This is a genomic window from Paenibacillus sp. FSL H8-0317 (assembly GCF_045040685.1).
Lineage (GTDB): Bacteria > Bacillota > Bacilli > Paenibacillales > Paenibacillaceae > Paenibacillus.
On record NZ_CP150294.1, the window covers coordinates 6690552 to 6716195 of the forward strand.

Here is a 25644-nt window from a genome sequence, read left to right on the forward strand (position 1 = left end):
GTGTTCAAAAAGTCTGGTTTTCAGTACCGAGAAGATGGAATGAAGATAGAAATGGAGTAGCGGAGCGTAGGAAAACTACGTGAGCAACGGACATTTCGGCTGAATTTCAACTTCGATGCTGATGATGCCGTAAGGCATTATTCGTAATCAAAAGCGGACTTTTTGAACAACTCCTAAAAACAAATTAAAGGGAGGGTTTCCCATTCCAACGAACTCGCTTAAACTGACCAAAGAACAGCAGGATGAAGCCATTCGCACCATCCAGTCGTATTTCGAAGAGGAACGTGGCGAAGAACTGGGTGATCTGGCCGCTTGGGGTGTCCTCGACCTGTTCATGACACAGCTCGCTCCCTACATATATAATCAGGCACTCCGTGACGCACGCACAACAGTTAATCAACGCATGGCCTCGATGGAAGAAGACCTGTTTGCACTGGAGCAAAAGTTACCCAAGACTTCCCGCTAATCCACTACAAATACGTGTTCAAAAAGTCTGGTTTTCAGTACCGAGAAGATGGAATGAAGCTAGAAATGGAGTAGCGGAGCGTAGGAAACTACGTGAGCAACGGACATTTCGGCTGAATTTCATATTCGATGCTGATCATGCCGCTAGGCATGATTCGTAATCAAAAGTGGACTTTTTTGAACAACCTATACTAATAAGGAAAGAAGGTTGCATTCATGTTTACCTATTCATTGGATGAATATACCGAACTCCGGCCACTGGCCATGGAACATACCAAACCGCTGTTCGAACTGACGGATCGCTCGCGGGATCAACTGAGACATTGGTTGCCGTGGGTGGATCATGTGACAGAAGTGGAACACACCTCGAACTTTATTACCAACGCGTTAAAACAAGGTGCTGAAAATGGCGGCTTCACCGCCGGAGTATGGTTAAAAGGGGATCTTGCAGGCGTCATCGGATTCCAAGAGATTAACTGGACCAACCGCTCGGTAAGCATCGGATACTGGCTTGGAAAAGGCTTCGAAGGTCAGGGTCTGATGACAAGTGCTTGTCGCGTTCTGGTTGACTATGCACTGGTGACCCTGGATCTGAATCGCGTCGAGATTCGCTCAGCAACCAACAACAAACGGAGTCGCGCCATCCCTGAAAGACTCGGATTCGTTCTCGAAGGTGTCATTCGTCAGGCAGAGAAGCTGCCTAAAGGTTACGTGAACCATGCAGTATACGGCATGCTTCAGCATGAATGGGAACTTTTGCGCTAATTCGCCTACATAATAAATCAGGAGAGATCTCTCCCAACATACCGGAATAACAGGAATACCCTCTATCTCCACAGAATGTGGTGACAGAGGGTATTATATTGTATCCATGGATTTTATAGGGCTCGGACCATGCCACCATCCACGATCAATGAGGTTCCGGTAATGTACGTATTGGCCCCGGATAACAGGAACACCACCGCTTTGGCAAACTCCTCCGGTTGACCATAACGTCCTAGTGGAATCTCTTTACGGAACTGGTCAGATACCTCTTCCTCACTGATTCCGTTCTGCTCAGCCCGCGCTGCATCCAATTCACGAATACGATCTGTTGCAATACGTCCTGGTGCCACCGTGTTGATCAAAATTCCGTATGGAGCCAGCTCCTGGGATAACGTCTTCGCCAATCCAAACACGCCTGTACGGAACGTGTTGGACAGCACCAGACCCGGAATGGGCTGCTTCACCGAAGTTGAAGCGATATTCACAATGTGTCCTCCGCCTTCTTTCATATAAGGAAGAGCACCGCGAATCAGCCTTACATAACTGAGTACATTTAATTCAAATGCACGCTCCCAATCTTCATCCGTCAGTGACTCAAATGAACCCGATGGTGGGCCACCCGAATTGTTCACCAGAATATCAATCTGCCCAAACAGCTCCGCTGTCTTATGAATCAGAGCCTCAATATCTTCCTTGCGTGTCACATCGGTTGCACAATATTCCACACGTCCACCACCACCAAGCGCCAGCAGCTCCTGCTTCACTGCTGCGAGCTTTTCTTCGCTCCGGCTGGCAAGTATGACGTCAGCACCTTCTGCTGCCAATTGAGCGGCTACCGCTTTGCCCAGCCCTCGACTGGAAGCCAGCACCAATGCTTTTTTACCTTGAAGTCCCATGTCCATCGTTGTTCCTCCTTCTCAACTAGTCTCTATTTGGTCTGGATAAAATAACCCATAAGAATATCGTCCACATACTTGTCTCCGATATAAAACTCGGACACCAGCCTGCCTTCCGTCACAAATCCACACTGTGTATAAAACGTGATGGCTCCCGGATTGCTGGATAGCACGCGCAGCCTGAGCTTGCGAACGCCTTGTTGGGCCGCATGTTGCTTAATGGCATCCATCAAAGCTGTAGCAATGCCACAACGCCGATCATGAGGGTGAACTGCAATATGAATCTCATAGACATGACGGTTGACCAGCATACCTGTGGCTGGCTGAAAGCCCACATAACCACATACCCGCTCTCCCTGCACCGCAATCAATTGGCTGCCTGGCGGGCAATACTGCAGGTATTGCTGTCTGGAGCGCCATTGCATCGGTGCAGGTGAGGTGTATTTGTCCCATACCAGGGTGTCCAACTCCATTAGCTGCGCTGCATCTTTAATCTCGGATGGACGAATCGTAAATGTATGGCTGGTAAGCATAATGATTCAACCTTTCGTGCTATAGTCGACAACGCTGTACGTTACAACGTCGGGAAAGTTCAGAGAGTTAAGAAATTTGAGAAACTTAGGAATAGGAAGACATTGTTCGTTTACTTCACTAATTAAGTTTTTTGTTCTATATATTGTAGCATAGCCTCAGCTTTGACTAAAATTCCACTCGGTATTGAACCTTTTCGCAAAATGAAATAAAACACTTAACCTTGCCGTTACGTCATGGTTTATACTGATTCGATAAGGAGGGAATGCATGATGAATATCAAAGAGGCAGCAAGCAGGCTTGGTATATCGGCGAGAGCCATTCGCTTTTATGAAGAAAAAGGTTTAATTCTCCCCGCCAAACAGTCCAGTAACGGTTATCGTACATACACTGAGAATGATATCTGGCGGCTTCAAACCATTGCTGCACTGCGTGAGATTGGCATGTCGCTACAGGATATTACACATGCGCTAGGAGAGATTGATCAAGGGAATCAGCAGCGGCTGGAAGAATATCTGGAACTGCAACAGGCCGTCATGTATGCCCAGTGGATTGAGCTCAAACGTATGATGGATACAACCCAGCGCATGATTGACCTGAATCGTCAGGATGGTCCGCTGGATGTCAGCCATCTGCACGATCTAGCGGACAGTGCGCGCCGCCTGCGCGAAGCACGGCAGAACTGGCATGATCGGTGGAATTATGATACGCAGGCAGCCATCCACGATCAGCGAGTGCAGGCAGAAGCAAGAGTCAGTAATGAACATCCCAATTCAGAGGGCAGGTATCATTCCGATGATACGGTACAGTCTTCCTTTTATCTGTATCACAACTATGACGAAGCGCTCGAACAGACAGCTCATTGGATCTCTCCCGCCCTTGGTGAGAAAGGACTTGATATTGGTACAGGCACAGGTAATCTGGCTGGGAAACTGCTACAGCACGGCGCAGACATGACTGCAATCGACCAATCCCGGGAGATGCTGCGCAGATGTCGTACCAAATATCCTGAGATGCATGTGAAACTTGGTAATTTTCTGGCGCTGCCTTTTGCCGATTATTCCTTTGATTTTGTTGTATCCAGCTTTGCTTTCCATCATCTGAGTTCAGATCAGCAACTATTGGCATTACAGGAGATGCAGCGTGTTTTAACCTCGCGTGGACGTATCGGTCTAACCGATCTGATGTTTGTTGATGCGACTCACCGTGATTCCTATATTCGGCAGGCAGAAACCACAGGACACGAGGAACAGCTGCGCGCCTTACGCGAGCGTCACTTCCCTCTGCTCAGTGAGCTATGCAGCTGGCTGGAGCAGCAGGGCTACGTTACGAAGAATGTGCGGCATAACGAGTTGTTGTATACGTTGCTGGCAGTTCCGCTACGGTGATATACGGAACTTTCGTGAATAGTTTTTTAAGTTGCAAGAAATCTCATATAAAAAGACGGAGAATACTCCGTCTAAATTCAAAAAATTATGAACTGAATTATAGCAGAGGCTCCCTTGGATCGTTCCTCATCTGTTCAATCAGTTGTCCTACGTTGGAACCTATTACATCTCCTAATCGATATACATGCTGTTCAAGTTGTTTCTCAGCTTGAATGGCTCGATCCACGTTTTCCTTCAATACATCAAATTTCAAAGCTGTTTTGGGATTCATCCCCGATAGGTCTGAAAAAAGTTTGCTCGTATAAGAATGTGCTTTACTTACTTTTTCGTTTTTCTGTATCTTGTCCCTTTCGGGATCAATATATAAAGTAATTGTATCTTCATAGTGCAATATCAGCCAGATTTCAAAACAGGGACTTGTAATGGTCAGAATATTTTCTTCGCCAGCTAGCTGTATAAACTCCAAGTAGGTTTCTTTCGTTTCAAAACTGTCACGGTCAAACACAATGACGAACTGATCGATCTCTTTATCATACGATCCAGACTTAATGAGTTCTCTTTTTTTCTGTTGGATTAACGCCAATAGTTTGGAAGGATGACTATAGTCTCGGATTTCACCTTCTTTACTCAAAATAACCATCTCGATCAGATTGTTTATTCCCAATTCTTTTCGATACGTGTCTACCCCTTTAAAGTATTGTTTCTCGGTGTTGGCTCCCTCAAATATCAAATAATATCTCCGTAAGGGATCTATACTAATCTCTTCTTCATATCGTGTTGTCCATGATCGTAATTCTCTTAGCGGACTCATTCGATTTCACCGTTTTCCGAAAACGAGAAACTATTCAATACAGGAATAGCGCCATAACGCCCGTCAAGATAATTTTTGCTTAACTTTTTATCATATCGTTCTTTGAAACGGTCCAAGGAGTACAAATGAGATATATTATCTTTATTTCTTTCAACAAACCATATTTCATCCCTTCGCAACAGGTCCTGATCCATAATAGTAGATTCATGCGTAGTGAAAATAAGCTGCGTGTGATTATTCTTTAAAACTTCGAAAAACAACTCAATAAATTTATAAGTTAATTTGGGATGAAGGCTCCGCTCCAATTCATCAATGACATACACTTTGTTCTTTTTGTTACTAATCAGTATATCCATTAGGTCAAACAGACGCCGAGTTCCATCAGACTCTTCATCGAACTCAAAGTCACTAAGTGACTGCACGCCATGCTCCAACATAATTGTGGTAATGATCGGTTCTTCTCCTGAAACTCCTTTAATGTTATAAAAAGCATTCTTTGTTCGAATCGACATCCTTACATTTTCATGATCAGGGTCTTCGGATTTTTTTGTGAATGCACTAATAACTTCTTCTAAAAGTTTGCCTGGGAGCTTACTCTTGAGGTCGGGCAATGAGATTTCCTCTATTTTCACTTTCGATATTCCAGTATCAAATAGATCAATAATTTGATTAATTCTCTGATTCCCGTCATCTCCATAAAAATACTCGAAATCGGTAATAATCTGGTCTGCAGAGATGGTTACGAGATCTTCCTCAAACCATTCAAAAACATCTTTAAAAAATGCCAAACTTGATCCACTTTTAATCTTTTTGTTTCTGTTCATTTCTTTAAGAAATAACCCTGAGTTATTATCTTCAAAGTCCAAAGTATAGGTTTTAAATTTCATCCGATCAATTTCATCCAATTCTACCCGATCACCAAGTTCAATGCGTTTGAGTTCAGTCTCTCTTTCAAAAAGCATATGCTGCATATCCTTGCCAGGAACTAATTCATATAGCCATTCGGATTTAATGACACGGTCGAATAGATTTATGCTGAACCCATATGCATAAAATATATTGTTTTTTAATATTTCAAATTCAAATGTCGAGTCTTTATCTTGACCATCTGGAGCTACTCTACAATACATTTTACTCGCTTGCTGTGGCACTCGATTTGTAATGACATACTTTGCAAACTTCATCGCTTCAATTAAATTGCTTTTACCAGAGGCATTCGCCCCGTATATTGTTGCACTTCTCAATAATGAAACTTTATCAAACAACACCACATGTTCTTTCTTTTTTTTAATCTTTTTGGCAGGAATCATCGTTAACTCTTGTTTATCACAAAATGACTTAAAATTTTCTACACTGAATCGTACGATCATTTTTTTCACTCCTTTTCGGGGGATCTACAAAAGAAACTCCCTACACTTATTATATCCATTCAACAGCAAAATATAAACATAAAGAGATTTTTTCTCTTTATGCCTTGAATGAATTTTAATGGTATCATCCATCAAAGGTCAGAGACACAAAGCACAAAGCAGCTCTAATCTAATTCCCGAATTAGATTAGAGCTGCTTTGTCTAGCAATGTAAAATGTAATGATACATCACGATCTGAGCTTACGTTTCTTGAATTCATTTCATAACTCATTAAATCATCGTTTTTGTAACGAGATATAGACAAATTGAACCATTTTGGTCTATATCTCGCCTTGATTGAAGCCGCTATTGCTTCTCTTACATATAGATATCAACAACCGTACGCTCAGTTGCATTGCGTGCTTCTCTGAACTCATCAAGCGAGATGCAGACCCCGCCCTGACGGTAACGGTTCGCTGTACGCTCGGTGCGAATGTCCTTGCCATTCACCGCTACACGGCTCACAGCACCTTCGTTCAAGTGATAGATAAACGTCACTGGCTCACCTGCATACTCGAATTCGAATTGCATGCCTTTCAGCTCAGCTGGCAATACCGGGTCAATGACCAGATCGCCGCCCTCTTGACGAATGCCAAGTGCATTGGAGATCAGCTGGTTCATGTAGATTCCAGGGCCGCTGGAGTAGATTCTCCATCCGCCTTTCACCTGTACAGTCCCTTTACGAAGCTGGTCAAAATGCTCCTGCGCCTCGTAACGCGTATTAAACTTGCCGTCCGAACTACTGAAGTATGAGTTCGCTTGGCGAATCTCCGCGTTAGGTACAACCTCACCGATACCAACCGGGTTGATCATCGCGAGACCATTCCACACCTGATCTGTCTTACCGAGCTTCGCCATCGCTTCTACGTAACGGATATGGGCGTGTACATATTGCAAACCAATCTCACGACCGAAGTTGGATGCTTGCTCTGCACGTTTGAAGTGTGTGCTTACACCACCAGCATATTGAGCTGGACGATTCATCAGACGCACGCCATCCGGGCATAGGAACTGCTCACGGATCAATGCGTAATGAGACTCTGCTTGCTCCGCATTCAGCAACTCACCAATCATGCTGCGCGTCATTGGCAACAGACGATATTGAATGCCTGTCTCTGTGTCCGTTGGATGAAGCATCAGCTTCGCTTGGTCGGCTTCTTCCATGTATACAAAGCCTGGAATCACATCTGTGCCCAGCATGTAACGGTTAAAGTCCTCACGAATGCCTTGAGCTAGCACGTCAAGCTCCTGTGCAAAGTCCGCATCCTTGAATTTCAGCGCTTGCGAGAGCACGTTTACGGACTGATACGTCAATGCCACCGTCCAACTGCTCACCATGTATTGCTTCAGCTGTGCATTGGCTGGTTGGAGCGTATCATCCCAGTCGCCATCTCCGTAGGAAGACAGAAACGTATCGTGCAGGAAGTGCGAACGGATATATTCGATCTCTTTTTTCGCGTGATCCAATACCGTTGCCGTCTCTTCCGTGAACCCGAAGCTATGCTTGACGGTATAAGGTACTTTCTCATCCAGGATTGCATAGTCGCGAGTCGCTGTCAGGTAGTCCGCCAATACTTTCAACGGCCATACGATGATGTCGCCATGACTCTCTTCCTGTTGAATCGCAAAGTATTTATCAAACATGAACCATTGCGGCCAGTTGCCATCATCTTCATATTGGTGGGTATAAACCATTTTGATGATATCGCGAACTTGCTCATATTTTTGCGTTGCCATAAAGTACTCCACCGGACCTTGGCACACATCCCGTGTACCCCAAGCCGCGCCGCCATACTGCTCCAAACCGTGAGGCACGGAGTAGTGAACCAGCATATTGTGGGTGTACCACCAAGCCAGCGCATTTACTTTGAACAGATCCTCAGCACTCTGACCTTCGCCACGGGACAAACGGAACCCGTTCATCACACCTGCGAAGAACTCGCGGTATGCCTGTACTTCCTCTTCAAACGTCAGGCTTGAACCTGCTACCACTCCGCTGTCTGCTTGGCCTTCCAATACCCCTTGTACCTTCAGCGTCCATTCAGCACTTGCTTCCAGACTAAGCGTAACTAGTGATGCAGACCCACTGCGGATACCACTTGCCAGCAACGTTTCGTCCCCTACATTCACAGCTGCGCCGTCCACCGACATGCGGTATTGCAGATCTGGGTACGTTCCTGCACTAATCGCTTGTGGATCAGCCTTGAAGATCAAAGTATCGCCATCCTGCGTCATATGCAGCGGATACTCGTATTCATTCACATTCATCGTAATCTGGTTTGTTACCAGGTAACGGTACGCCTTACCACTTGTGGAACGCACATTCATACTTACTTCCGTAGCATGTGCCCCTGTATAGTTCGTCACGATGATTGTATCGGATGCCGTTTTGTAGATCCAACGTACATAGTTGAAGCCAATCTCAAACAAGGAAGGCATCGTCAGCAGACGATATTGTCCGTCCACTTCCACATAGATGCGTTGTCCAGCCGTCTTCGGCACGTTTAATGCATTGCGGGCATTACTGATCATTTTATTAAAATTGGTGTTACCAATAACGAGCTGTGAGTTGAAAATACCGTACATATATGACGTTGTCGTAATAACCTGTGCTCCAAGTTGCACATTGCCACCACTCATCAGAATGTGACCGTGCGGACGCTCTACGAGCAATTCTTTTGCTTTCAGAACGATATGTTCATAGCTCCCTGTGAAGAAGGATAACAGTTCCTCACCGCTGTGCTCTTCCTGATGACGATCAGGGAACAGATCATGAATCTCATCTTGCGTCAGATCAAGTGTTACCAGTGGTTCACCCAGGAAGGAGGACAGTTTCACCTGTTCCAACGTATCACCGTTTTCCACAGTCTGAGCCTGTACTTCATTCCATGCTGCGGTAACTTCATCCCCGAATTCCAGTGCAGAGATTCCTTCGGCATGATTAGGCTTCGCTAGTCCATAAAACACTACCTGTGCTTCTCCGTTCAGATTCAGCAGTTCAGATTGCAGCGCCGTGTAGGCAAATTCATACTGGTACGTCTCATTCGCCAACATTGGGCGATTCAAGCTCTCTGGTTGATTCGTTTCCTTGTACGACAGACCGAAGAATTGGAATCCGTCTGTGGAGTACCCAATTGCTTTCGTCAGGGAACCTTGTTGCATATATGGAAATGCGCCGCCCTGAGGCTGGTTTTGACGGGAACAAACGACATAACCTTTCGCTTCATCTTCAAACACTGTGTGGTCAATGTATTGTGACAGATAAGCCTCATTGCTGCGTACCGCACCTGGATCAGCAAGACCTACATCCTGTCCGTACACCACGTCTACGTTATGTTGTTGTCCTGTGAGCTTCACATCCCAGAACCAGACACCTTGTGGTGTAGCCGTAAATACAACCTGATAGCCAATGCCTTTTTCACTACCTTCCAGCTGGACTGTGCCCTCCCAGATCAACTGGTTGCTGGATTGTGCCTTGCTTGTAATTACCTTGCTATTCGAACGTACACCAAGCAGCGGGAACGAGCTAATTTTCTCTCCCTCATGCACACGCAGGTACAGGTTGTTCAAAGATCCATCAATCTGGTTGCTGAGCAACTGGTTCAACATCGTTGTGCCGGATGTAGCCTGGTATAGGTCGCCACTGTTCAAAAAGGTAAAAGATAACTCTCCGGCACTTAACCGGATCGGTTCATTAATCATCGTTGTCATAAGGTTCACTCCTTGAATTAGTTAAAATCGAAACGTTTCGATAAATTTGAAAAAGAATAGGGGCCTCTTCAAACCGGCTTTTTACAGCCCGTCCGGACGATAACCCCATCATTAAACTTTTACTTCAGCATGCAGGCAGTTCTTTGTTGTTCAGACTCGGTCTAAACCGAACGTACAGAGTTGCGCTCGATCATATTAATCGTTAACGTATATGAAGGGTCAACCGCTTCGCCATTGAGCATCTGGAATAACAGATGTCCGGCGAGCGACCCGGCTTCATGCTTCGGCTGGCGTATCGTTGTCAGCGGTGGATGCACATATTCGGACAACTGAATATCATCAAAACCGATCACGGAAATATCATTCGGCACCGATACACCACGCTCTTCCAATGCCTTCAGGCCACCAATCGCCATCTCATCGTTACCGTAAAATACCGCTGAGGGAAGATCGCCCTGCATGATCATCATCTTGGTTGCACTGTATCCGCCCTCACGTACAAAATTGCCGTTCAGACGCCATTTGGACTTTTCTTCAAGCCCCGCTTCCCGCATCGCTCGCAAATACCCTTGGTAACGGAGCGCGTTGTCATACGAGTTGGATGGACCGCTGATATATGCAATCTTCTGATGTCCTGCCTGAATCAGGTGGCGGGTAGCAAGGTAACCGCCCTGCTCTCCATCCACCAGCACGTTGACCAGATGGTCACTCGACAGCTGACGATCCATCACAATGATCGGAAAACGATGACCGGCGGATTCTACCAGAATATCATCATGAATGTTATGCGCCAGGATGATGGCTCCATCTACTCTTTTTTCACGCAAAAATCGCACTGCCGTTGAGTCCCGTCCACCCATGGAGCTGCACGCAATCAGGTCATACCCGTTCGCGAGGGCTACATCCTGTACACTACGGATCAACTCCGAGTAATACGGGCCCGACAGATCGGTCAGGATCAAAGCGATCGTGTTTGTCCGGCTCCGTTTCAGGTCCATGGCAAAGCCGTTCTTGCGGTAATTCAGTTCTCGTGCTGCCTCAAGCACTTTAGCTTTGGTCTTGGCACTAACCTTGCTATCCCCGCTCAGCGCATAGGAAGCAGTCGAGAGTGCTACACCTGCCAGCTTTGCCACATCCTTAATCGTTGCCATTCCACGTTCGCTCCTTCTAAACTATATATAAGTTCAACTAAAGAATATTTACACTTACCACTCCGATGACAGAATAACCTTCCGATCGCTGTTATCCCCAGATTTTTTTTAATTCCCTTCTTCAAAGGGAAAATCCGGGGATAAAGGCGAACGCTTCGCTTCTTCACGTTATTTCTGTCCTCTCCGTTCTCGCGTAAAAAGTTTAGTTGAACCTATATAGAACAAATTCAAGGTTACCCATATTTTATACGGTACATGGTTAGAACAACCACTAAATCCTTCATTATCGTTTATTAATCTTTATACATATCATAGCGATGGATGTCAATCGAAACGTTTCGAGGTATTCTCAAAAAAAATCCTTGTCTCGATCCTTCCGGTACCACTGTTGAAGTACCTTATTCCAATCCATACCATTAATGATGGTCATGACGCGTCTTTCAATCTGGCGCCCTATGAACAGTTATTGCCTAATACAATGAAACTGGCATTAAACGCCAGATTGAAACGTTTCGACATTTTCATTATAGTCGGTGTTGATAGCGATTTCAACCACTTTATCTATTTTTCACAGAAAAAGTTGAATTGTCCAATCTGTCCATTCCACGTCACTCCGTTTATAGTATATACTGCATAATAGTTGAGATCCGCGAATTACGCCAGTATACAAAGGGCATGAGACGCATAATGCCCCTGCTGACTTATGTAAGGAGACAGTTATTTAATGAATATTTCCAAACCCACATACCAAAAAAAACCGCTGTCCCGTCCCGTTTCCTTGCAGAAGATTCAGTCCGTACCTGTTGCCCTGTTCAAGCTGTGCCATCTGGTGCAGCTTCACGACCGCGAGGCATTCTCCCGCATAGATGAGATGTGGAGCACACTTCACGTACTGTACGTCATTACTGCTGGCCAGGCCAGGCTGATCAGTGCAGAGGGCAAACTGACATTAAATGCAGGCTCTGCAGTCGTTCGACAAGCTGGAAGCCTGCTTCAGCACGAGAGCAAGCGCGGCTCCCTGTCGCCAGTACAGGGCGTTGCTATTGCTTTTGATTCCATTGAAAATGAACAGCTGTTCTGGCCGTTCGGGATACCAGCCCCCATTGCGAGCCGTACTCTCACCGACAGGGCAGTAGAGCTGATTCAAGCAAGTTCGACAGGCCATGATTCGAGCCCCTTCAGGCCACATATGCTTTTCTATGAATTACTGGATATTTTGCGGGATCATGTAGCTCATTCTGCTCATGAAGATCAATCCTGGCTCGATGCTGTACTCAGACATATCCATCAGATGTATACGCATCCGCTGACTCGCGAACAATTGGCACGCGATGCGAATGTGAGTCCTGAGCATTTTTCAAGAGAGTTCAAGAAGCATACAGGTCTTACGTTTGTTGAATATGTGACCCGTCTCAGAATCAGGATGGCTCAGGAACATCTGTTGTTCGCGAACCCTACGCTACAGGAAATTGCACAACTAACAGGCTACAGGGACACCTTTTATCTGAGCCGCAAATTCAAACAGATGGTTGGATCAGCCCCAACACACTACCGGAAAATGCCCAAGAAGATTGTATCTTTGACTTACAATTATACGGCCTCACTTCTGGCACTGGGCCACACTCCCCACATGGGCGCCGTTGCCAGCTGGATGGAAGAAAAAATGGGGGAACATGGTCATGATGGTCATGAACCATTTGAGCAACATTCCGAATATGAGCTGGTTAAACATACGGATCTGATTGCAAACGCTCAGCCCGATGTCATTATCGGATATGCACCGCATCCCACTTTCGATGAACTACGTCTGATCGCACCGACCATTCTGATGCCCTTTGAGGAAATCGATTGGCAGGAGCAGCTTCTTCTTTTGGGCCGAATTACCGGGCTTGAGTCCAATGCACAAGCGTTGTTAGATCAATATCACCAACTTGAACAAGAAGCCAATCATACGTTGGACCAACAGATGGCAGGAACACGAGGGTCCGCCGTTTGCATGTTTATGATTGGAGAAGACGGGGCTTATATCTACGGTCATGGCTGGGGCAGAGCTTCTCATGTGCTGTATCAATCGCTGGGCTTCACTCCACCCTCACGTATGGAGCAGGATGGGCAGTTACTTACGGGGTACGTTCATGTTCCGTTGTCCGAGATTCACTTGTATGCCGCAGATCACATGTTTGTCGCCTTCACTGAGGAACCTGCCGAACGAGAAATGCTGGATAACCTGTTGAATCAGGAATCTTGGGGCACCCTCTCCGCCGTTCGTGAAGGACGTGTATACGAGATTGATGCCGACATGTTCTATGGATTTGATCCCTTGTCCGTTATGGAGCAGTTGCAGTATATCATGCGTCTCCTCACATCATAATTGTCCATGCTGTAGTGATCATAGTTGTCCATGTACAAATATCACATCTTCCTCTATGTTATTAATGAGAATAATAATCATTATTGATTATACACAGGGGGAACAAATATGTTTGCTACAAAAAAACGCTTTTCCGGCTTGCTGCTTATGCTCGCCATCATTATGATTCTGGCTGCTTGTAGCAGCGGAACAGGCTCGACTGCCACTGAACAGACATCGGCAGCGGGAACAGAAACGACAACCGGATCCTCCGAAACGAACATAGACACGTCGTCCAGTTCGGACAATTCGAATGCTACACGGATCTACAAGTCATTAAGCGGGGATGTTGAGATTCCGGCTGAACCGAAACGAATCGTCACGGATATGTACGTAAGTGATCTGCTCGCACTGGGTGTGAAACCCGTTGGGGCTGTTCAATATTATTTGGAAAACCCGTTCTATGCAGATCAGGTGGCGGGCATTGAAAGTATCGGTGATCGGGCAGCGGTATCCATGGAGAAGGTTATTGCCTTGAACCCGGATCTGATCATTACCTACTCTGATCAAGCCGAAGAGATTGAAAGTTATAAAAAAATCGCACCAACTGTGGTCATTCCGTACGGTACATTCACCAATGTACATGACGAAATCCGGGGATTCGGAGAGCTGATGAACAAATCCGAAGCAGCCGAAGCTTGGCTGAAAACGTACGATGAACGAATTGAAGCCGCTCGCGCCAAGGTGAAAACAGTCATCAAACCGGAGGAAACCTTCTCCATCCTTGAAGTATCCGACAAAAGTTATTATGGATATGGAGACAACTTTGGTCGAGGAGGACAAGCGGTCTACAGCGCTTTGCAACTTGCCCCTCTCGAAATCACCAAAAAAGAACTGATGGGTGATACCCAATGGAAAGAGATTTCTCGTGAAGTTGTTGGTGATTATGCAGGGGATCATATCTTCTTAACCGTTGGAGAGAACAATAAAAATTACAAAGGTGATGCCATCTGGCAATCCCTGCCGGCTGTGAAAAACAATCAGGTGTATGAATTATTAGAAGACCGTTACTGGTACTTCGACCCGATTGCAATTCAAGGTCAGGCTGAAGAATTCGCCGATATGATCGTAGAACGTGCCGAGCAAAACCGTAAATAACATAAGGATGAATCCAGGTGTCCGGACAGGCTAGGGCGCGTCTGAAAACTCCGAAGGAAGCAGATTTTGCCGAATTTTCGTTCCAAGCAAGAAAGTTTTCCGCAGGCGTGCCGGGGCACGTCAAGGGAAAGTGACGCAGCAGGGGGCGAAAAGGCGGTAAAAGATGCACTTCAACGAGTTTTGAGACACGCCCTAATTAGCCTGTTCGGGCATTTGTGTCATATCGAGGAGGACTTACATATGCTTCGCCGTTTTATGTCTTATTATCGTCCTTACAAAAGGCTCTTTATCTTGGACTTCTCCTGTGCCATTGCCGCCGCACTGCTGGAGTTGGCCTTTCCACTCGCCGTTAACCGAGTGGTCGATCAGCTGCTTCCGGCTGGCAATTGGTCCATGATCTTAGCGGCGTGTGTTGGGTTGCTCGGCATCTACCTGCTCAGTTCCTTTTTCCATTATGCAGTGACCTATTGGGGCCACAAACTTGGCATTAACATCGAATCCGATATGCGGCGTGAACTGTTCCAGCGTGTACAGAAACAGTCCTTCCGCTTCTTCGATAACAATAAGACCGGACATCTGGTCTCCCGCATGACCAACGATCTGATGGATATTGGTGAGATCGCGCATCACGGACCCGAGGACCTGTTCATTGCCCTCATGACACTCGCCGGAGCTTTCGGGATTATGCTGGGGATCAACTGGCAGCTCGCTGTGATGACATTCATCATCGTGCCGCTGATGATCTACCTGTCGCTGTATTTCAGTCGCAAAATGTCCAAAGCGTTCAAGCGTATGTTTGCGGATATCGCCGATTATAACGCACGGGTCGAGAACAATGTGAGCGGCATCCGTGTCGTACAAGCTTTTGCCAATGAAAAACATGAAGTAGGACGTTTCGTTGAGAATAACGAACGTTTCCGGCTTACAAAACTAATCACCTACCGCATTATGGCCTGGAACTCTTCACTCAGTTTTATCCTGATGAAATTTGTATCACTTTTTGTACTGGTATGTGGAACCTGGTTTGTCATTCAAGGCAGTATGACCTACGGGGAATTCATCGCTTTTGTGATGCTGTCCAATGTATTCCTCGGACCGATCGAGAAGATTAACTCCGTCATCGAGACGTATCCCAAAGGCATCGCCGGATTCAGACGTTACCTGGAGCTGCTTGAAGCTGTACCGGATGTAGAAGATACACCACAGGCAAAACCAATTCCGAATGTCAAAGGCGATATTGCTTTCCATAACGTTACCTTTTCTTATGGAGAACACAAACCTACACTGTCTCAGGTCAATTTGGATATCCAGGCAGGCCAGACGGTTGCTCTGGTCGGACCTTCGGGTGGGGGGAAAACGACGCTATGCAGTCTGATCCCACGTTTCTATGATGTGGATGCGGGACATATCTCCATCGATGGCATTCCGGTGAAGGACATGACGCTGGAATCACTGCGCTCCCATATCGGAATTGTGCAGCAGGATATTTTCCTGTTTGACGGAACAATTCGCGAAAATATTGCATACGGCAAACTGAATGCTTCCGATGAAGAAATCTGGCAAGCCATTCGCCGGGCCCAACTGGAAGAGCTGGTACAATCCCAGCCAGATGGACTGGACACCATGATCGGTGAACGTGGCGTGAAGTTGTCCGGCGGACAGAAGCAGCGTCTATCTATCGCAAGAATGATCCTGAAAAACCCACCTATTCTCATTCTGGATGAAGCCACTTCCGCGCTCGACACCGAAACAGAAGCTGCCATTCAACTGGCCTTGTCCGAGCTGGCTCAAGGTCGTACAACATTGGTGATTGCCCATCGACTGGCGACCATAAGACACGCCGATCGCATCGTGGTGGTGGAGAACGGTAGCGTAGCTGAACAAGGCAGCCATGAAGAACTACTCGCGCGCAAAGGCTCGTACAGCCGACTACATCAAGCCCAGTTTGGTTAAAGGCAGGGCTTAAAAGTGAAACCAAGTGGTTTGTAGGCTTAAACACATGGTCACAACAACAGAACAACCTTCCCTCTGTCCTAGAGTGAAGGTTGTTTTATATTTACTATTCGTTATATAAATTGAACTACATATTTACACGAGAACGCAGAGGACAGAAATAACCTGAAGAAGCGGAGCTAAAAGCTTTCTGAAAGAAAGCTGCATCGGAAGCATATGCTTCGCCTTTATCCCCGGATTTTACCCTTTGAAAAAGGAAATCCAAAAAAATCTGGGGATAACAGCGATCAGAAGGTTGTTCTGTCATCGAAGTGGCAAGTGTAAATGGCGTTTAGTTCAATTTATATAACTCCCCACCCAGAATGGCATTTGCTCGCTCACGAAATTCCACCGCCGCCTGCTCAGGCGTAATTTTGCCAAACAACAGCAGATCATACAACTCACGCAATACCGCAGTAACCTCGGGCGCACCAACAGGATCGGGCGGGTCCATCTGGCTACTGTTATCGGCAACCCAATCAATATAGTCAAATACCTGCGCCAGCTCCGGTTCAATCACCAGCTTCATCCGCTCTTTGACACTGGATGAGACGGGCACACCCCGCTCCCCTTTGAGCAGCAGATTGGCATCCAAATCATTCACAAAAAAGCTGATAAACTTGGCAGCCTCCTCCTTATGTCTGGAATTGCCCGCCATGGAGAAAAACATGCCTGGCTTCAAGAACAATCCATCCTGGCTGTTTGGCCCAGGCATTGGGGAGATGGTTAAGGGTTTGCCATAACGCTGAGCGGTGCTGATAAATTGGTTGGAATACCCCCAGCTAAACAAAGCCTCTCCCAGATAAAACGGGTCGTTATCAGGCTGGCCAATATCTGATGTCCAGATATCCGGTGCAAAAATAAGCTTATTCTCAGCGAGCTGCTGCATCCTGCCAAAGTAATCAATAAACAACCCATCATCCTCATACCCCAAACTCTTGCCATCCTCGGCGTATAGCTTGGAACCATACTGTCTCAAGTAATACGCGAAAAACTGTTCCGGTGTAAAATAGGTTCCCAAATAGATGCCTTTCCCGAGCAATTGCTCGCCCATCCGGTCAAAATCCGCCCATGTCCACGTATCCGTTGGCAATTCAATATCATTGGCTCTTAACACTTCCGGATCATAGATGCTGAGCATGGCGTTAACCCCCAAACTGAGACCATAGGTTTTTCCATTCAGGCTACCACTCTCCAACTGTTCCTTCTCAATATCTGTCGTGTCAATCAGCCCGCTCTGCATGTACGGCGTCATATCCTCCAACAGTTGCAGCGAACTGTACTGGGACAGATAGGAGATGTCCATCTGGATAATGTCGGGCAACGCATTGCCTGCTGCATGTGGGGCGAGTTTTCTCCAGTATTCGTTGAAACTGCTATATTCGTATTCGATGTTCACATGTGGATTCAACTTCTCATACAGGTTGATAACAGCTATCGTTGCATTGTTGCGGAACTCCCCACCCCACCAAGCGATTCGCAGCGTTATCGGCTCTTCTTCCACAATCATGCCTGGCCTTTGATCCAACTGGTTCACGCAGCCAGGAAGAGTCAGCATAAGACAGAGCATGCCCATCATTCGCATCCATCTTCCCATAGCTTCTCCTCCTTACCTGGTGATGGGGGTGGCAGCAGCACCGTTACTCTCGTTCCACGCCCCGGCTTGCTCTCCAGCAGAACATCATATTCTTCGCCAAAAGCCAGACGCACCCGCTCCCTGATATTCAGCAGACCAATACCTGTGCCTCTGGTTTTCACTTCACCGCGCAGCACCTGTTCCACATATTCGGGTTCCATGCCGGGACCGTGATCCTCCACGATCAGGGCCAGCTTGCCACCTGATATTTCGGCATACACTCGAATCAGACATGATCCAACCTGTGGTTCCAAACCGTATTGAATGGCATTCTCCAGTAGTGGCTGTAGGGTCAACTTGGGAATGGCACAACCCAGATAGGAAGCAGGCACATCCATACGGAAATCCAATCGTTGCCGGAAACGGTAGGTCTGAATGGTGATGTAATGATTGACGATCTCCAGTTCTTCGGCAATGGTAATGATATTTTGTTTGAAGCTGATGGAGGAACGCAACAAATATCCGAGTGACAGCACCATACTGGAGATTTGCTCCTGCCTGTTCTTTTTGGCGAGCCAATGGATCGAGTCCAGTGCATTATACAGAAAGTGGGGATTGATCTGCGCCTGCAGCGCCTTAAACTCCGTTTCCTTAATGACCAGCTGGCTTGCATAATTTTCTTTGATCAATGTATTAATATGTGTAATCATCATTCGATACGTTCGCTGTAGTAATCCCAATTCATCCATGTGCTGGTGTGTTGGAATGGACAGATTGGCGTCTATATTCTCCAGATCGCCATACTGCACTTCCTTCATCTGACTGATGAGCTGCCGGATTGGCCTTGTCAGACTGCGTGTGAACACCATACCAAGTGCGAGAACAACCAGAATGACGATAAGATAAACGACAATTAGTATATTTTTCAACCATATAATACGTTCAAAAATCTCATCATAAGAGGCCATATTATAGTAAACCCAGCCGGTGTAGGCGGATTTCTTCTGGGAAAGAAATATCTCCCTCCCATCCAGATTTTTGATCTCATATCCCCCACTGCCTGGAAGTGGATTCAGCCCCGCGGACACCGCTTCTGGAAGCTGGCGATAAGGATACACCACATCACTGCCTGCTTTTAAAATAATGTCACTGTCCTGGCTATCGATGCCCGCATACTCCTCAACGAGTCGCTCGATATTAATACGCAGAAACAGTATGCCTACCGGTTCCAGGGTCATCGGTTCGTAGGCTCGCACCTGACGGACCATAACCAGCATCGGGTCATCGTCATCCGGGTATAACCAGCGCACTGCACCATTGGCCTGCTCCGCAGCCGCAATCATCCGATCATATTTTTCCTGGGATACGGTTAGTGTCTCGCCATATTTATTCACTCTTCCCCTGGAATCAATCAGATGAACGGACTGCACATAACGTGCAGCCCCACTAATATGCTCCCATAACCGGTCCGTGATTTTCTTCCGTTCAATAAAGCTTGAATATGCGCTATCGTCATCCAGCAACGACTTCAAGGCTCTTTGAATCTGAGTATCGGAGATCATGTTTAATGATAACGCTTCCAACTTCTGAAGTTCAACATCCACTGTAGACGAAGAAAGGTTCAGAAGTCGGGACGACTTATCAAACAGCTGTTTGTCATAAACGGAATACGTATAATACAAGGACCCAAACGCCAGGATGATGATAAACGCCATCATGAACATAATCATCAGAAACATTTTCATTTTGATGCTGAGTTTACGGTAGGCTGTCATGACCAAAGCGCTCCTTTGAACCACGTGATACTACTAGGTATATCACATGCAGGAAGGTTTTCCCAAAGTTTTAGCGCTCGATTTCTCACGTATTATTTGGACTGATATCGATCATAGGCCGCCTGATGAACCTCAATCGCCCGGTCAATGTCCATGCTCTTGATTGTTTCGGCCATCTTGTCAAATTCGGTGATCGGCTTCTGTCCGCTAATGATGGCAGTCATCGTTTCATTCAAATACGTATTCACCTGGCTCATGATGGATGTACTTGTAGTTACCTCATCTGTTGACAAACGAATTGGGGGAAGCGTTAATGCTGAGCTTGCTTTCATCCATTCCGCATTCGCGGCACGCTGTCCGTCATCAAATAATAATGCATCCAGATAACGACTATCCTGATTGATCGGACCGTCCATAATGGATAAGGCATAGGAAGCCAGTGCCTGGTCATACGTCAGACCGTTCGGATTATTAATGATGGTATCTGTGAATTTGACACCTTCCCCGTCACGAACATAGCTGTCATTTTCGATACCAAAGTTGAACAGATCACTACCCTCGTCGCTATAGTTGTAGTCCATCCACTGAACAATATATTTCAATTTGTCTTCGTCTGCGGATGCCGTAATGGCCTCACCATAACTTAGTACCTTATTCTCCAGATTGAAGGTAGCATAAGAAGTTCCATCCGGAGATACGGGCCACGGTACGCCGGTTACGTTAAAGTTCGGATCGGTATCTCTCATCAGATTGAAGTATTTCCCCATGCCACTGAATACACCACCCTGATATGCGCCGGCCAGATTGCTGGTAACCTTATAGTCAAACGCTTTCCCGTCATTGGTCATGATCTCAGGATCAATCAGCCCTTCCTTGTACCACTTGGCCATGGTCTCCAAGAAATCACGGTAGCCCGGCTGAATCGGTCCAAACTCCACCTTGTCTCCATTCATCTGGAAGCCACCAATCACGCCAAAGGCCGCTGCAAAATCATGGAGCTTGGTCAGGTTACCCGGCCCCCAGTTTCCGGTGAAAGGAAGCTCATCAGGCTTACCGTTGCCGTTAGGGTCCTGTTCCTTAAATGCCTTAAGTACCGTATACCACTCATCGATATTGGTAGGTACCTTAAGGTTCAATGCATCAAGCCAGTCCTGGCGCATAATTAAACCGGAAGTGGCATTCAGCTTCAATGCATCCAGCTTCAGCAGCGGGAACATATAGATTGTGCCATCGTCGAGTGCAATCTGTTTCTTCACATCCGGATCGGATTCAATAATCCGCTTTAAGTTCGGTGCATAATTGTCGATCAGTTCATTCAAACGAATGATGCGACCGTCCTTGATCATTTTTTCCGGTCCGCCAACGGCATCCGCCCAGTTATAATAAATGACGTCCGGCAGCTCCTTTGTAGAGATCAACAGATTGAACTGGTCGCGCTGTTGTCCAAGCGGAGGATGTGTGAACTTCACTTGGATGCCCGTCAGCTTCTCCTTTTCCTTGTAAGCTGCCATATCGCCAAAATTGTTCAAGGAAGCTGTCAGTTTGGCATCATTGGCGCGCCAGTAGTCGATGGTAAATGGCTCACTTGTAATCGGTAGCGGAATCTCGGTCAACGCCTGAACGGCAGGTTCTGTTCCTTCTGCTGGTTCTGCGTTACCTGGTTCATTATCCCCCGTACAGCCCGCCAGTAAAGTCATGGTAAGTAGCGATGACAACAGGATGGACCCCATTCTTTTTTTCACGTAATTCGCCTCCATAGGATACATTTTTTATTGTTTCACAGCGCCGATTAGAGCGCCCTGAACAAAATAACGTTGGATGAACGGATATACCAGCATAATCGGCAGCGTGGAGATAATAATGGTCGCATATTTGATGTTCTCTCCAATGGCAAAGCCGGTATCGGCGCCCGCACCCATGGCCTCTGTACTGCTGCTGATCAGAATATCACGCATAATAATCTGGATCGGATATAACTCCTGACTGCGCAGGTAGAGCATCGGTCCAACATAATCATTCCAATGGTCAACCGCATAATACAGCATCATGACCGCCAGGATTGGCTTTGACAAAGGCAGTACAATTCGGAACAAAATCAGAAAGTCATTGGCGCCATCAAGCTTCGCTGATTCGATCAGACTGATCGGAATGCCCTCAAAGTTTGTTTTCATAATGAGGAAATAAAATGTGCTGATGGCACCCGGAATAATAAGCGCAAAGCGGGTATCCACCATGCCCAGATTCTGAATCAGCAGAAAAGTTGGAATCATGCCCCCGCCGAAAAACATCGTGAACGTAATTAATTTCATCAGCGTTTTTCTGCCCATCAGATCACCACGTGACAGCCCATATGCAGCCAGTGAAGTCATGAGCAGATTGATGGCTGTACCCACCACAACATAGAACAAGGTGTTCATATATCCCGTATAGATGCGAGTATCCTGAAATACCGACTTGTACGCTCCCAGCTGAAAACCTTCAGGAATGAGCATCAGTGAACGGGAACGCAGCATCTGGTCCGGGTCGCTGATTGAAGAATTGAACACGTACAGCATCGGGTACAAGCATAAAACCATGATCACCAAGAGCAGCAGTGTATTAAATACATCAAAAAGTCGTTCCCCTATAGACTGTTTCATCGCTTCACCTTCCGATTACCATAGACTGGTTGAGTTAAGCTTTCTGCTGATCGCGTTTGCGATAATGAGCAGCGCGAAATTAATGACGCCGTTAAATAGTCCGATGGCGGTTGAGTACGTATAGTTCCCTTCCAAAATACCGGATCGATATACAAAGGTGGATATGACATCCGATGTCTCATAGGTCGGTGCCGTTTGCATCAGCAATATTTTCTGAAAATCCGCATTCATGACCGCCCCCATACGCAGAATTAACATGATCACAATCGTGGGCATAATGCCCGGCAGCGTAATATGTAACAGCTGTCTCCAGCGGCCTGCGCCATCAATTTTGGAAGCCTCATACAACTGAGGATCAATACCACTTAGTGCTGCCAAAAAGATAATCGAGGCCCAGCCTGCGCCCTGCCATATGTTGGACAGGATGTACATCGGACGGAACATATCTTTTTCCGCCAGAAACATAATCGGCTGCAGATCGAAAAAGTCACGAATGACGTTAAATAACCCACCGTCCAGAGATGAGAACGTTTTCAACATTCCAACCACGACAACAACCGAAATAAAATGCGGCATATAACTAATGGTCTGTACTGCACCTCTGAACCACTTCTTCCGGACTTCATTCAGCAGCAGTGCTAGTAGAATCGGAGCCGGGAAACCAAATACAATACTGTAAAAACTCAAAATCAGTGTGTTCTTAATCAGTCGCCAGAAATAATAACTTTCAAAAAACATGGTGAAGTTGTCAAATCCAACCCATTCGCCTGCCAAAATTCCTTTGATCGGGTTGTAGGATTCCTGAAATGCCATCAGTAGCCCGTACATTGGCCCATAGCTGAAAATCAGATAGTAGGCTACCACAGGAACGAGCATCAGATAAACGTATCTGTTGCGGACAAGTTCCTTTTTCACCGAACTCCATTTGCCAGCTGGCTTCAAACGCCCAGGTTCAATCTCCCGGCTTCGATTCAGCTCCATCCACTCAACCTCCACTCTCGATGTTCATTCACTAACATGACACTTCTAATGATAGAATCGAGCACCATTTCTTCCCATGCTCATTTCCGGTAAATGGATGTTCAAAACCGAGTTCTGTCCGACAAAAAAAGACCCTGCTGCCGATGAATGGCAAACAGGGCCCGATCACAGATTAGATGTAGATCGGAATATAAAGATTAGCTATGTAGAAGCGACAGCAACGCTGTCTTAGGGTACTTTTTTATACTCGGAAGGGGAGAAACCCGTGTATTTCTTGAACATTTTGCTGAAATACGGCCAGTTGGCGCCAAACCCTGTCTGTTCAGCAAGCGAGGATACAGTGTAGTTCCCGTCCTGCTCCAGAAGCTCCAACGCTTTACGGATGCGGTAGCTTAACACATAGTTCGTAAATTTCTCACCGGTTTCTTTTTTGAACATTTTGCCGATGTAGTCTGGATTCATGTATATTTCCCCGGCGATGGACTGGAGTGTCAGTGTCTCGTCCCTGTAGCGTTTCTCTACCAACTGTTTCACACTGCCTACCATCTGCGATTGTCTGGAGCGGTGTTGTTCGTAGCGGCGCAGGGTGATTTCTTTGGCGACGGCAAGCAGAAACTGTTGAAAAGAATGCAGCGTGCTGGTTTCAATCATGCCTGGCAACTGATCCATATACCTTTTCATCTCGGCAGAGCCGCTGAGTCGAATCATCTCCATAAACATCTGAATAAGATAGGACTTCGTTTGGGATATATCGTATCGCAAGCTGGCAAGCATCTGAAACATCCGGTTCAGCTCTGATCCAACTTCCTGCCAGTGTCCCGCCTTGATTGCAGTAACCATCCGCTCCGGATCGTATTCGAATTCGGGAAGGGTGTGCTCCCCGGGAGAGTAGACATCCCGCTCCATAATGAGACTGCCCTCACCGAGGTAAAAGCGGTAATTGAGATAGACCAGCGTCTGCATGTACAAATGGCGTGCCTGCGATAGATCTCCTGGCTCGCTCAGCGCAATCGTGAGATCATCATGATAATATCGGGTAAATGTGGCGCGAATCTCATCGATATTATGGAACAACTGCGTTTCAGACAACTTGTCCTCCATGATTAGTAGCACATGCCCCCCAACCGTGGCACTTAATATTGAATTGTGAAAAATATCTTCGGCAATGTTCTTCACCGCGAACAAGTGCAAATACTCATGATCCCCCTCAATCTCTACCAGTAGCAACCGCACACGTTGATCCTGAAACTGTACATCGAATAATTCCTCGAAATACTTCCATTCCTTGACCCCGTATGTTCTGTTCGTGACTAGCTCTTTCAGAAAATATTCCTTGGCATGTGGCAGTACACGCTCCAGATTATATTGGATCGACTGCACAAAACGCTCCTGATCGGTCAACTCCCGCTTCTCACTGACCAATTCACTAATAGCCTGTACAAGATGCTCTTCACTGCAGGGTTTGAGCAAGTAGTGCTTCACCCCATATTGCATGGCCGTCTTCGCATATTCGAATTCGGTGAAACCCGTGAGCATGATGAATGAGATATCCTGATACTTCTCCGCCACTGCTTCAACCAGCTGTAACCCATCCATTCCCGGCATACGGATGTCCGAGATGATGATATCCGGGCGTTGCCGTTCAATTGAAGCAAGCGCTTCCAATCCATCTTGAGCAATGCCGATCAGTTCTGTTCCTAATCGGGACCAGTTCACCACACTAGAGATCCCGTCCGAGATCATAAATTCATCATCAACCAGCAAAACCTTGTACATCGTATGCATCCCCCTGCCTTTAACCAGTTCCATCTATTATATGGGCATTATGCACAAATAGAGGGGAGAACGTTGAATGACATGTGAATGCACTCTAACAAGTCTGATTTCTGAACATTCCTGAGTCATCTCATCGGAAAAATCATTCGCTGGCACGGCTATTGGAGTTAGTCTCTGTAAAGACAAAACAACCTTCACCCGGTACTGGGGATGAAGGTTAGCCTCGCTTCATTTTATAACATCATCAGGGTATGGGTACGGACGGAGTAA

General features: G+C 46.5%; 18 protein-coding genes. 6 read left to right on the forward strand and 12 right to left on the reverse strand.

All coding sequences use genetic code 11. From position 1 onward, the window contains the following. Positions 1–223 precede the first annotated feature (223 nt). Together MHB43_RS29835 and MHB43_RS29840 are read left to right on the forward strand one after the other, a co-directional pair. Entirely contained in the window at positions 224–466 is a 243-nt protein-coding gene (locus MHB43_RS29835) for a DUF2164 domain-containing protein (RefSeq protein WP_244988428.1), read from the forward strand. 215 nt (positions 467–681) lie between these two features. Then, positions 682–1230 (forward strand): GNAT family N-acetyltransferase, encoded by a 549-nt coding sequence (locus MHB43_RS29840; RefSeq protein ID WP_145324523.1) that lies wholly within the window; start codon positions 682–684, stop codon positions 1228–1230. A gap of 113 nt (positions 1231–1343) precedes the next feature. Here the strand turns inward: MHB43_RS29840 and MHB43_RS29845 are convergent, their stop codons facing one another. Next, on the reverse strand, positions 1344–2132 hold the full coding sequence (locus MHB43_RS29845; RefSeq protein ID WP_339180035.1) for an SDR family oxidoreductase: 789 nt from the start codon (positions 2130–2132) through the stop codon (positions 1344–1346). A 26-nt stretch (positions 2133–2158) separates the two neighbouring features. After that, positions 2159–2659, reverse strand: coding sequence for a GNAT family N-acetyltransferase (locus MHB43_RS29850; protein WP_339180038.1), 501 nt, complete (start codon positions 2657–2659; stop codon positions 2159–2161). Positions 2660–2926: 267 nt separating this feature from the next. On the opposite strand from MHB43_RS29850, the gene MHB43_RS29855 reads away from it, so the two are divergent. Beyond that, positions 2927–4045 carry a methyltransferase domain-containing protein gene (locus MHB43_RS29855; RefSeq protein ID WP_339180039.1) on the forward strand — a complete coding sequence of 373 codons (1119 nt, stop codon included), beginning with the start codon at positions 2927–2929 and terminating at the stop codon, positions 4043–4045. Positions 4046–4142: 97 nt separating this feature from the next. Here the strand turns inward: MHB43_RS29855 and MHB43_RS29860 are convergent, their stop codons facing one another. The 4 genes from MHB43_RS29860 to MHB43_RS29875 form a co-directional block, all read right to left on the reverse strand. Continuing rightward, positions 4143–4775, reverse strand: coding sequence for an RloB family protein (locus MHB43_RS29860; protein ID WP_339180041.1), 633 nt, complete (start codon positions 4773–4775; stop codon positions 4143–4145). 77 nt (positions 4776–4852) lie between these two features. After that, positions 4853–6226, reverse strand: coding sequence for an ATP/GTP-binding protein (locus tag MHB43_RS29865; protein ID WP_339180043.1), 1374 nt, complete (start codon positions 6224–6226; stop codon positions 4853–4855). A gap of 357 nt (positions 6227–6583) precedes the next feature. Then, complete coding sequence (locus MHB43_RS29870; protein ID WP_339180044.1) at positions 6584–9976, reverse strand: GH36-type glycosyl hydrolase domain-containing protein; 3393 nt, start codon at positions 9974–9976, stop codon at positions 6584–6586. Positions 9977–10137: 161 nt separating this feature from the next. After that, the gene (locus tag MHB43_RS29875; protein ID WP_339180046.1) at positions 10138–11127 is read right to left on the reverse strand and encodes a LacI family DNA-binding transcriptional regulator; all 990 of its coding nucleotides are present in this window, start codon (positions 11125–11127) and stop codon (positions 10138–10140) included. A 724-nt stretch (positions 11128–11851) separates the two neighbouring features. On the opposite strand from MHB43_RS29875, the gene MHB43_RS29880 reads away from it, so the two are divergent. The 3 genes from MHB43_RS29880 (at position 11852) to MHB43_RS29890 (ending at position 16588) form a co-directional block, all read left to right on the forward strand. Continuing rightward, positions 11852–13498 carry an ABC transporter substrate-binding protein gene (locus MHB43_RS29880; RefSeq protein ID WP_405130947.1) on the forward strand — a complete coding sequence of 549 codons (1647 nt, stop codon included), beginning with the start codon at positions 11852–11854 and terminating at the stop codon, positions 13496–13498. Positions 13499–13606: 108 nt separating this feature from the next. Then, positions 13607–14635: an ABC transporter substrate-binding protein gene (locus tag MHB43_RS29885; protein ID WP_339180051.1), complete on the forward strand. Its 1029-nt coding sequence runs from the start codon at positions 13607–13609 to the stop codon at positions 14633–14635. A 240-nt stretch (positions 14636–14875) separates the two neighbouring features. Beyond that, complete coding sequence (locus tag MHB43_RS29890; protein WP_339180054.1) at positions 14876–16588, forward strand: ABC transporter ATP-binding protein; 1713 nt, start codon at positions 14876–14878, stop codon at positions 16586–16588. Between the two features lie 331 nt (positions 16589–16919). Here MHB43_RS29890 and MHB43_RS29895 read toward each other — a convergent pair whose 3' ends face one another. The 6 genes from MHB43_RS29895 to MHB43_RS29920 all read right to left on the reverse strand — a co-directional run bounded on the left by MHB43_RS29895 (position 16920) and on the right by MHB43_RS29920 (position 25374). After that, on the reverse strand, positions 16920–18224 hold the full coding sequence (locus tag MHB43_RS29895; protein ID WP_405130948.1) for an ABC transporter substrate-binding protein: 1305 nt from the start codon (positions 18222–18224) through the stop codon (positions 16920–16922). Beyond that, the gene (locus tag MHB43_RS29900) at positions 18203–19978 is read right to left on the reverse strand and encodes a sensor histidine kinase (protein ID WP_339305977.1); all 1776 of its coding nucleotides are present in this window, start codon (positions 19976–19978) and stop codon (positions 18203–18205) included. The genes MHB43_RS29895 and MHB43_RS29900 overlap by 22 nt, the downstream gene beginning before the upstream one ends. 92 nt (positions 19979–20070) lie before the next feature. Beyond that, positions 20071–21720 (reverse strand): ABC transporter substrate-binding protein, encoded by a 1650-nt coding sequence (locus tag MHB43_RS29905; RefSeq protein WP_405130949.1) that lies wholly within the window; start codon positions 21718–21720, stop codon positions 20071–20073. Between the two features lie 27 nt (positions 21721–21747). Further along, on the reverse strand, positions 21748–22617 hold the full coding sequence (locus tag MHB43_RS29910) for a carbohydrate ABC transporter permease (protein ID WP_036667808.1): 870 nt from the start codon (positions 22615–22617) through the stop codon (positions 21748–21750). A 15-nt stretch (positions 22618–22632) separates the two neighbouring features. Then, positions 22633–23493 carry an ABC transporter permease subunit gene (locus MHB43_RS29915; protein ID WP_235193717.1) on the reverse strand — a complete coding sequence of 287 codons (861 nt, stop codon included), beginning with the start codon at positions 23491–23493 and terminating at the stop codon, positions 22633–22635. Positions 23494–23826: 333 nt separating this feature from the next. Beyond that, the gene (locus MHB43_RS29920; protein ID WP_405130950.1) at positions 23827–25374 is read right to left on the reverse strand and encodes a response regulator; all 1548 of its coding nucleotides are present in this window, start codon (positions 25372–25374) and stop codon (positions 23827–23829) included. Between the last annotated feature and the right edge of the window lie 270 nt (positions 25375–25644).

Coding starts and splice junctions, on each gene's coding strand:
- MHB43_RS29895 (WP_405130948.1), bottom strand. CDS start 18,224: ATGGGAAGATGGATGCGAATGATGGGCATGCTCTGTCTTATGCTGACT.
- MHB43_RS29840 (WP_145324523.1), top strand. CDS start 682: ATGTTTACCTATTCATTGGATGAATATACCGAACTCCGGCCACTGGCC.
- MHB43_RS29920 (WP_405130950.1), bottom strand. CDS start 25,374: ATGTACAAGGTTTTGCTGGTTGATGATGAATTTATGATCTCGGACGGG.
- MHB43_RS29855 (WP_339180039.1), top strand. CDS start 2,927: ATGATGAATATCAAAGAGGCAGCAAGCAGGCTTGGTATATCGGCGAGA.
- MHB43_RS29850 (WP_339180038.1), bottom strand. CDS start 2,659: ATGCTTACCAGCCATACATTTACGATTCGTCCATCCGAGATTAAAGAT.
- MHB43_RS29900 (WP_339305977.1), bottom strand. CDS start 19,978: ATGACAGCCTACCGTAAACTCAGCATCAAAATGAAAATGTTTCTGATG.
- MHB43_RS29865 (WP_339180043.1), bottom strand. CDS start 6,226: ATGATCGTACGATTCAGTGTAGAAAATTTTAAGTCATTTTGTGATAAA.
- MHB43_RS29890 (WP_339180054.1), top strand. CDS start 14,876: ATGCTTCGCCGTTTTATGTCTTATTATCGTCCTTACAAAAGGCTCTTT.
- MHB43_RS29915 (WP_235193717.1), bottom strand. CDS start 23,493: ATGCTCGTTCCTGTGGTAGCCTACTATCTGATTTTCAGCTATGGGCCA.
- MHB43_RS29885 (WP_339180051.1), top strand. CDS start 13,607: ATGTTTGCTACAAAAAAACGCTTTTCCGGCTTGCTGCTTATGCTCGCC.
- MHB43_RS29880 (WP_405130947.1), top strand. CDS start 11,852: ATGAATATTTCCAAACCCACATACCAAAAAAAACCGCTGTCCCGTCCC.
- MHB43_RS29910 (WP_036667808.1), bottom strand. CDS start 22,617: ATGAAACAGTCTATAGGGGAACGACTTTTTGATGTATTTAATACACTG.
- MHB43_RS29875 (WP_339180046.1), bottom strand. CDS start 11,127: ATGGCAACGATTAAGGATGTGGCAAAGCTGGCAGGTGTAGCACTCTCG.
- MHB43_RS29845 (WP_339180035.1), bottom strand. CDS start 2,132: ATGGACATGGGACTTCAAGGTAAAAAAGCATTGGTGCTGGCTTCCAGT.
- MHB43_RS29870 (WP_339180044.1), bottom strand. CDS start 9,976: ATGACAACGATGATTAATGAACCGATCCGGTTAAGTGCCGGAGAGTTA.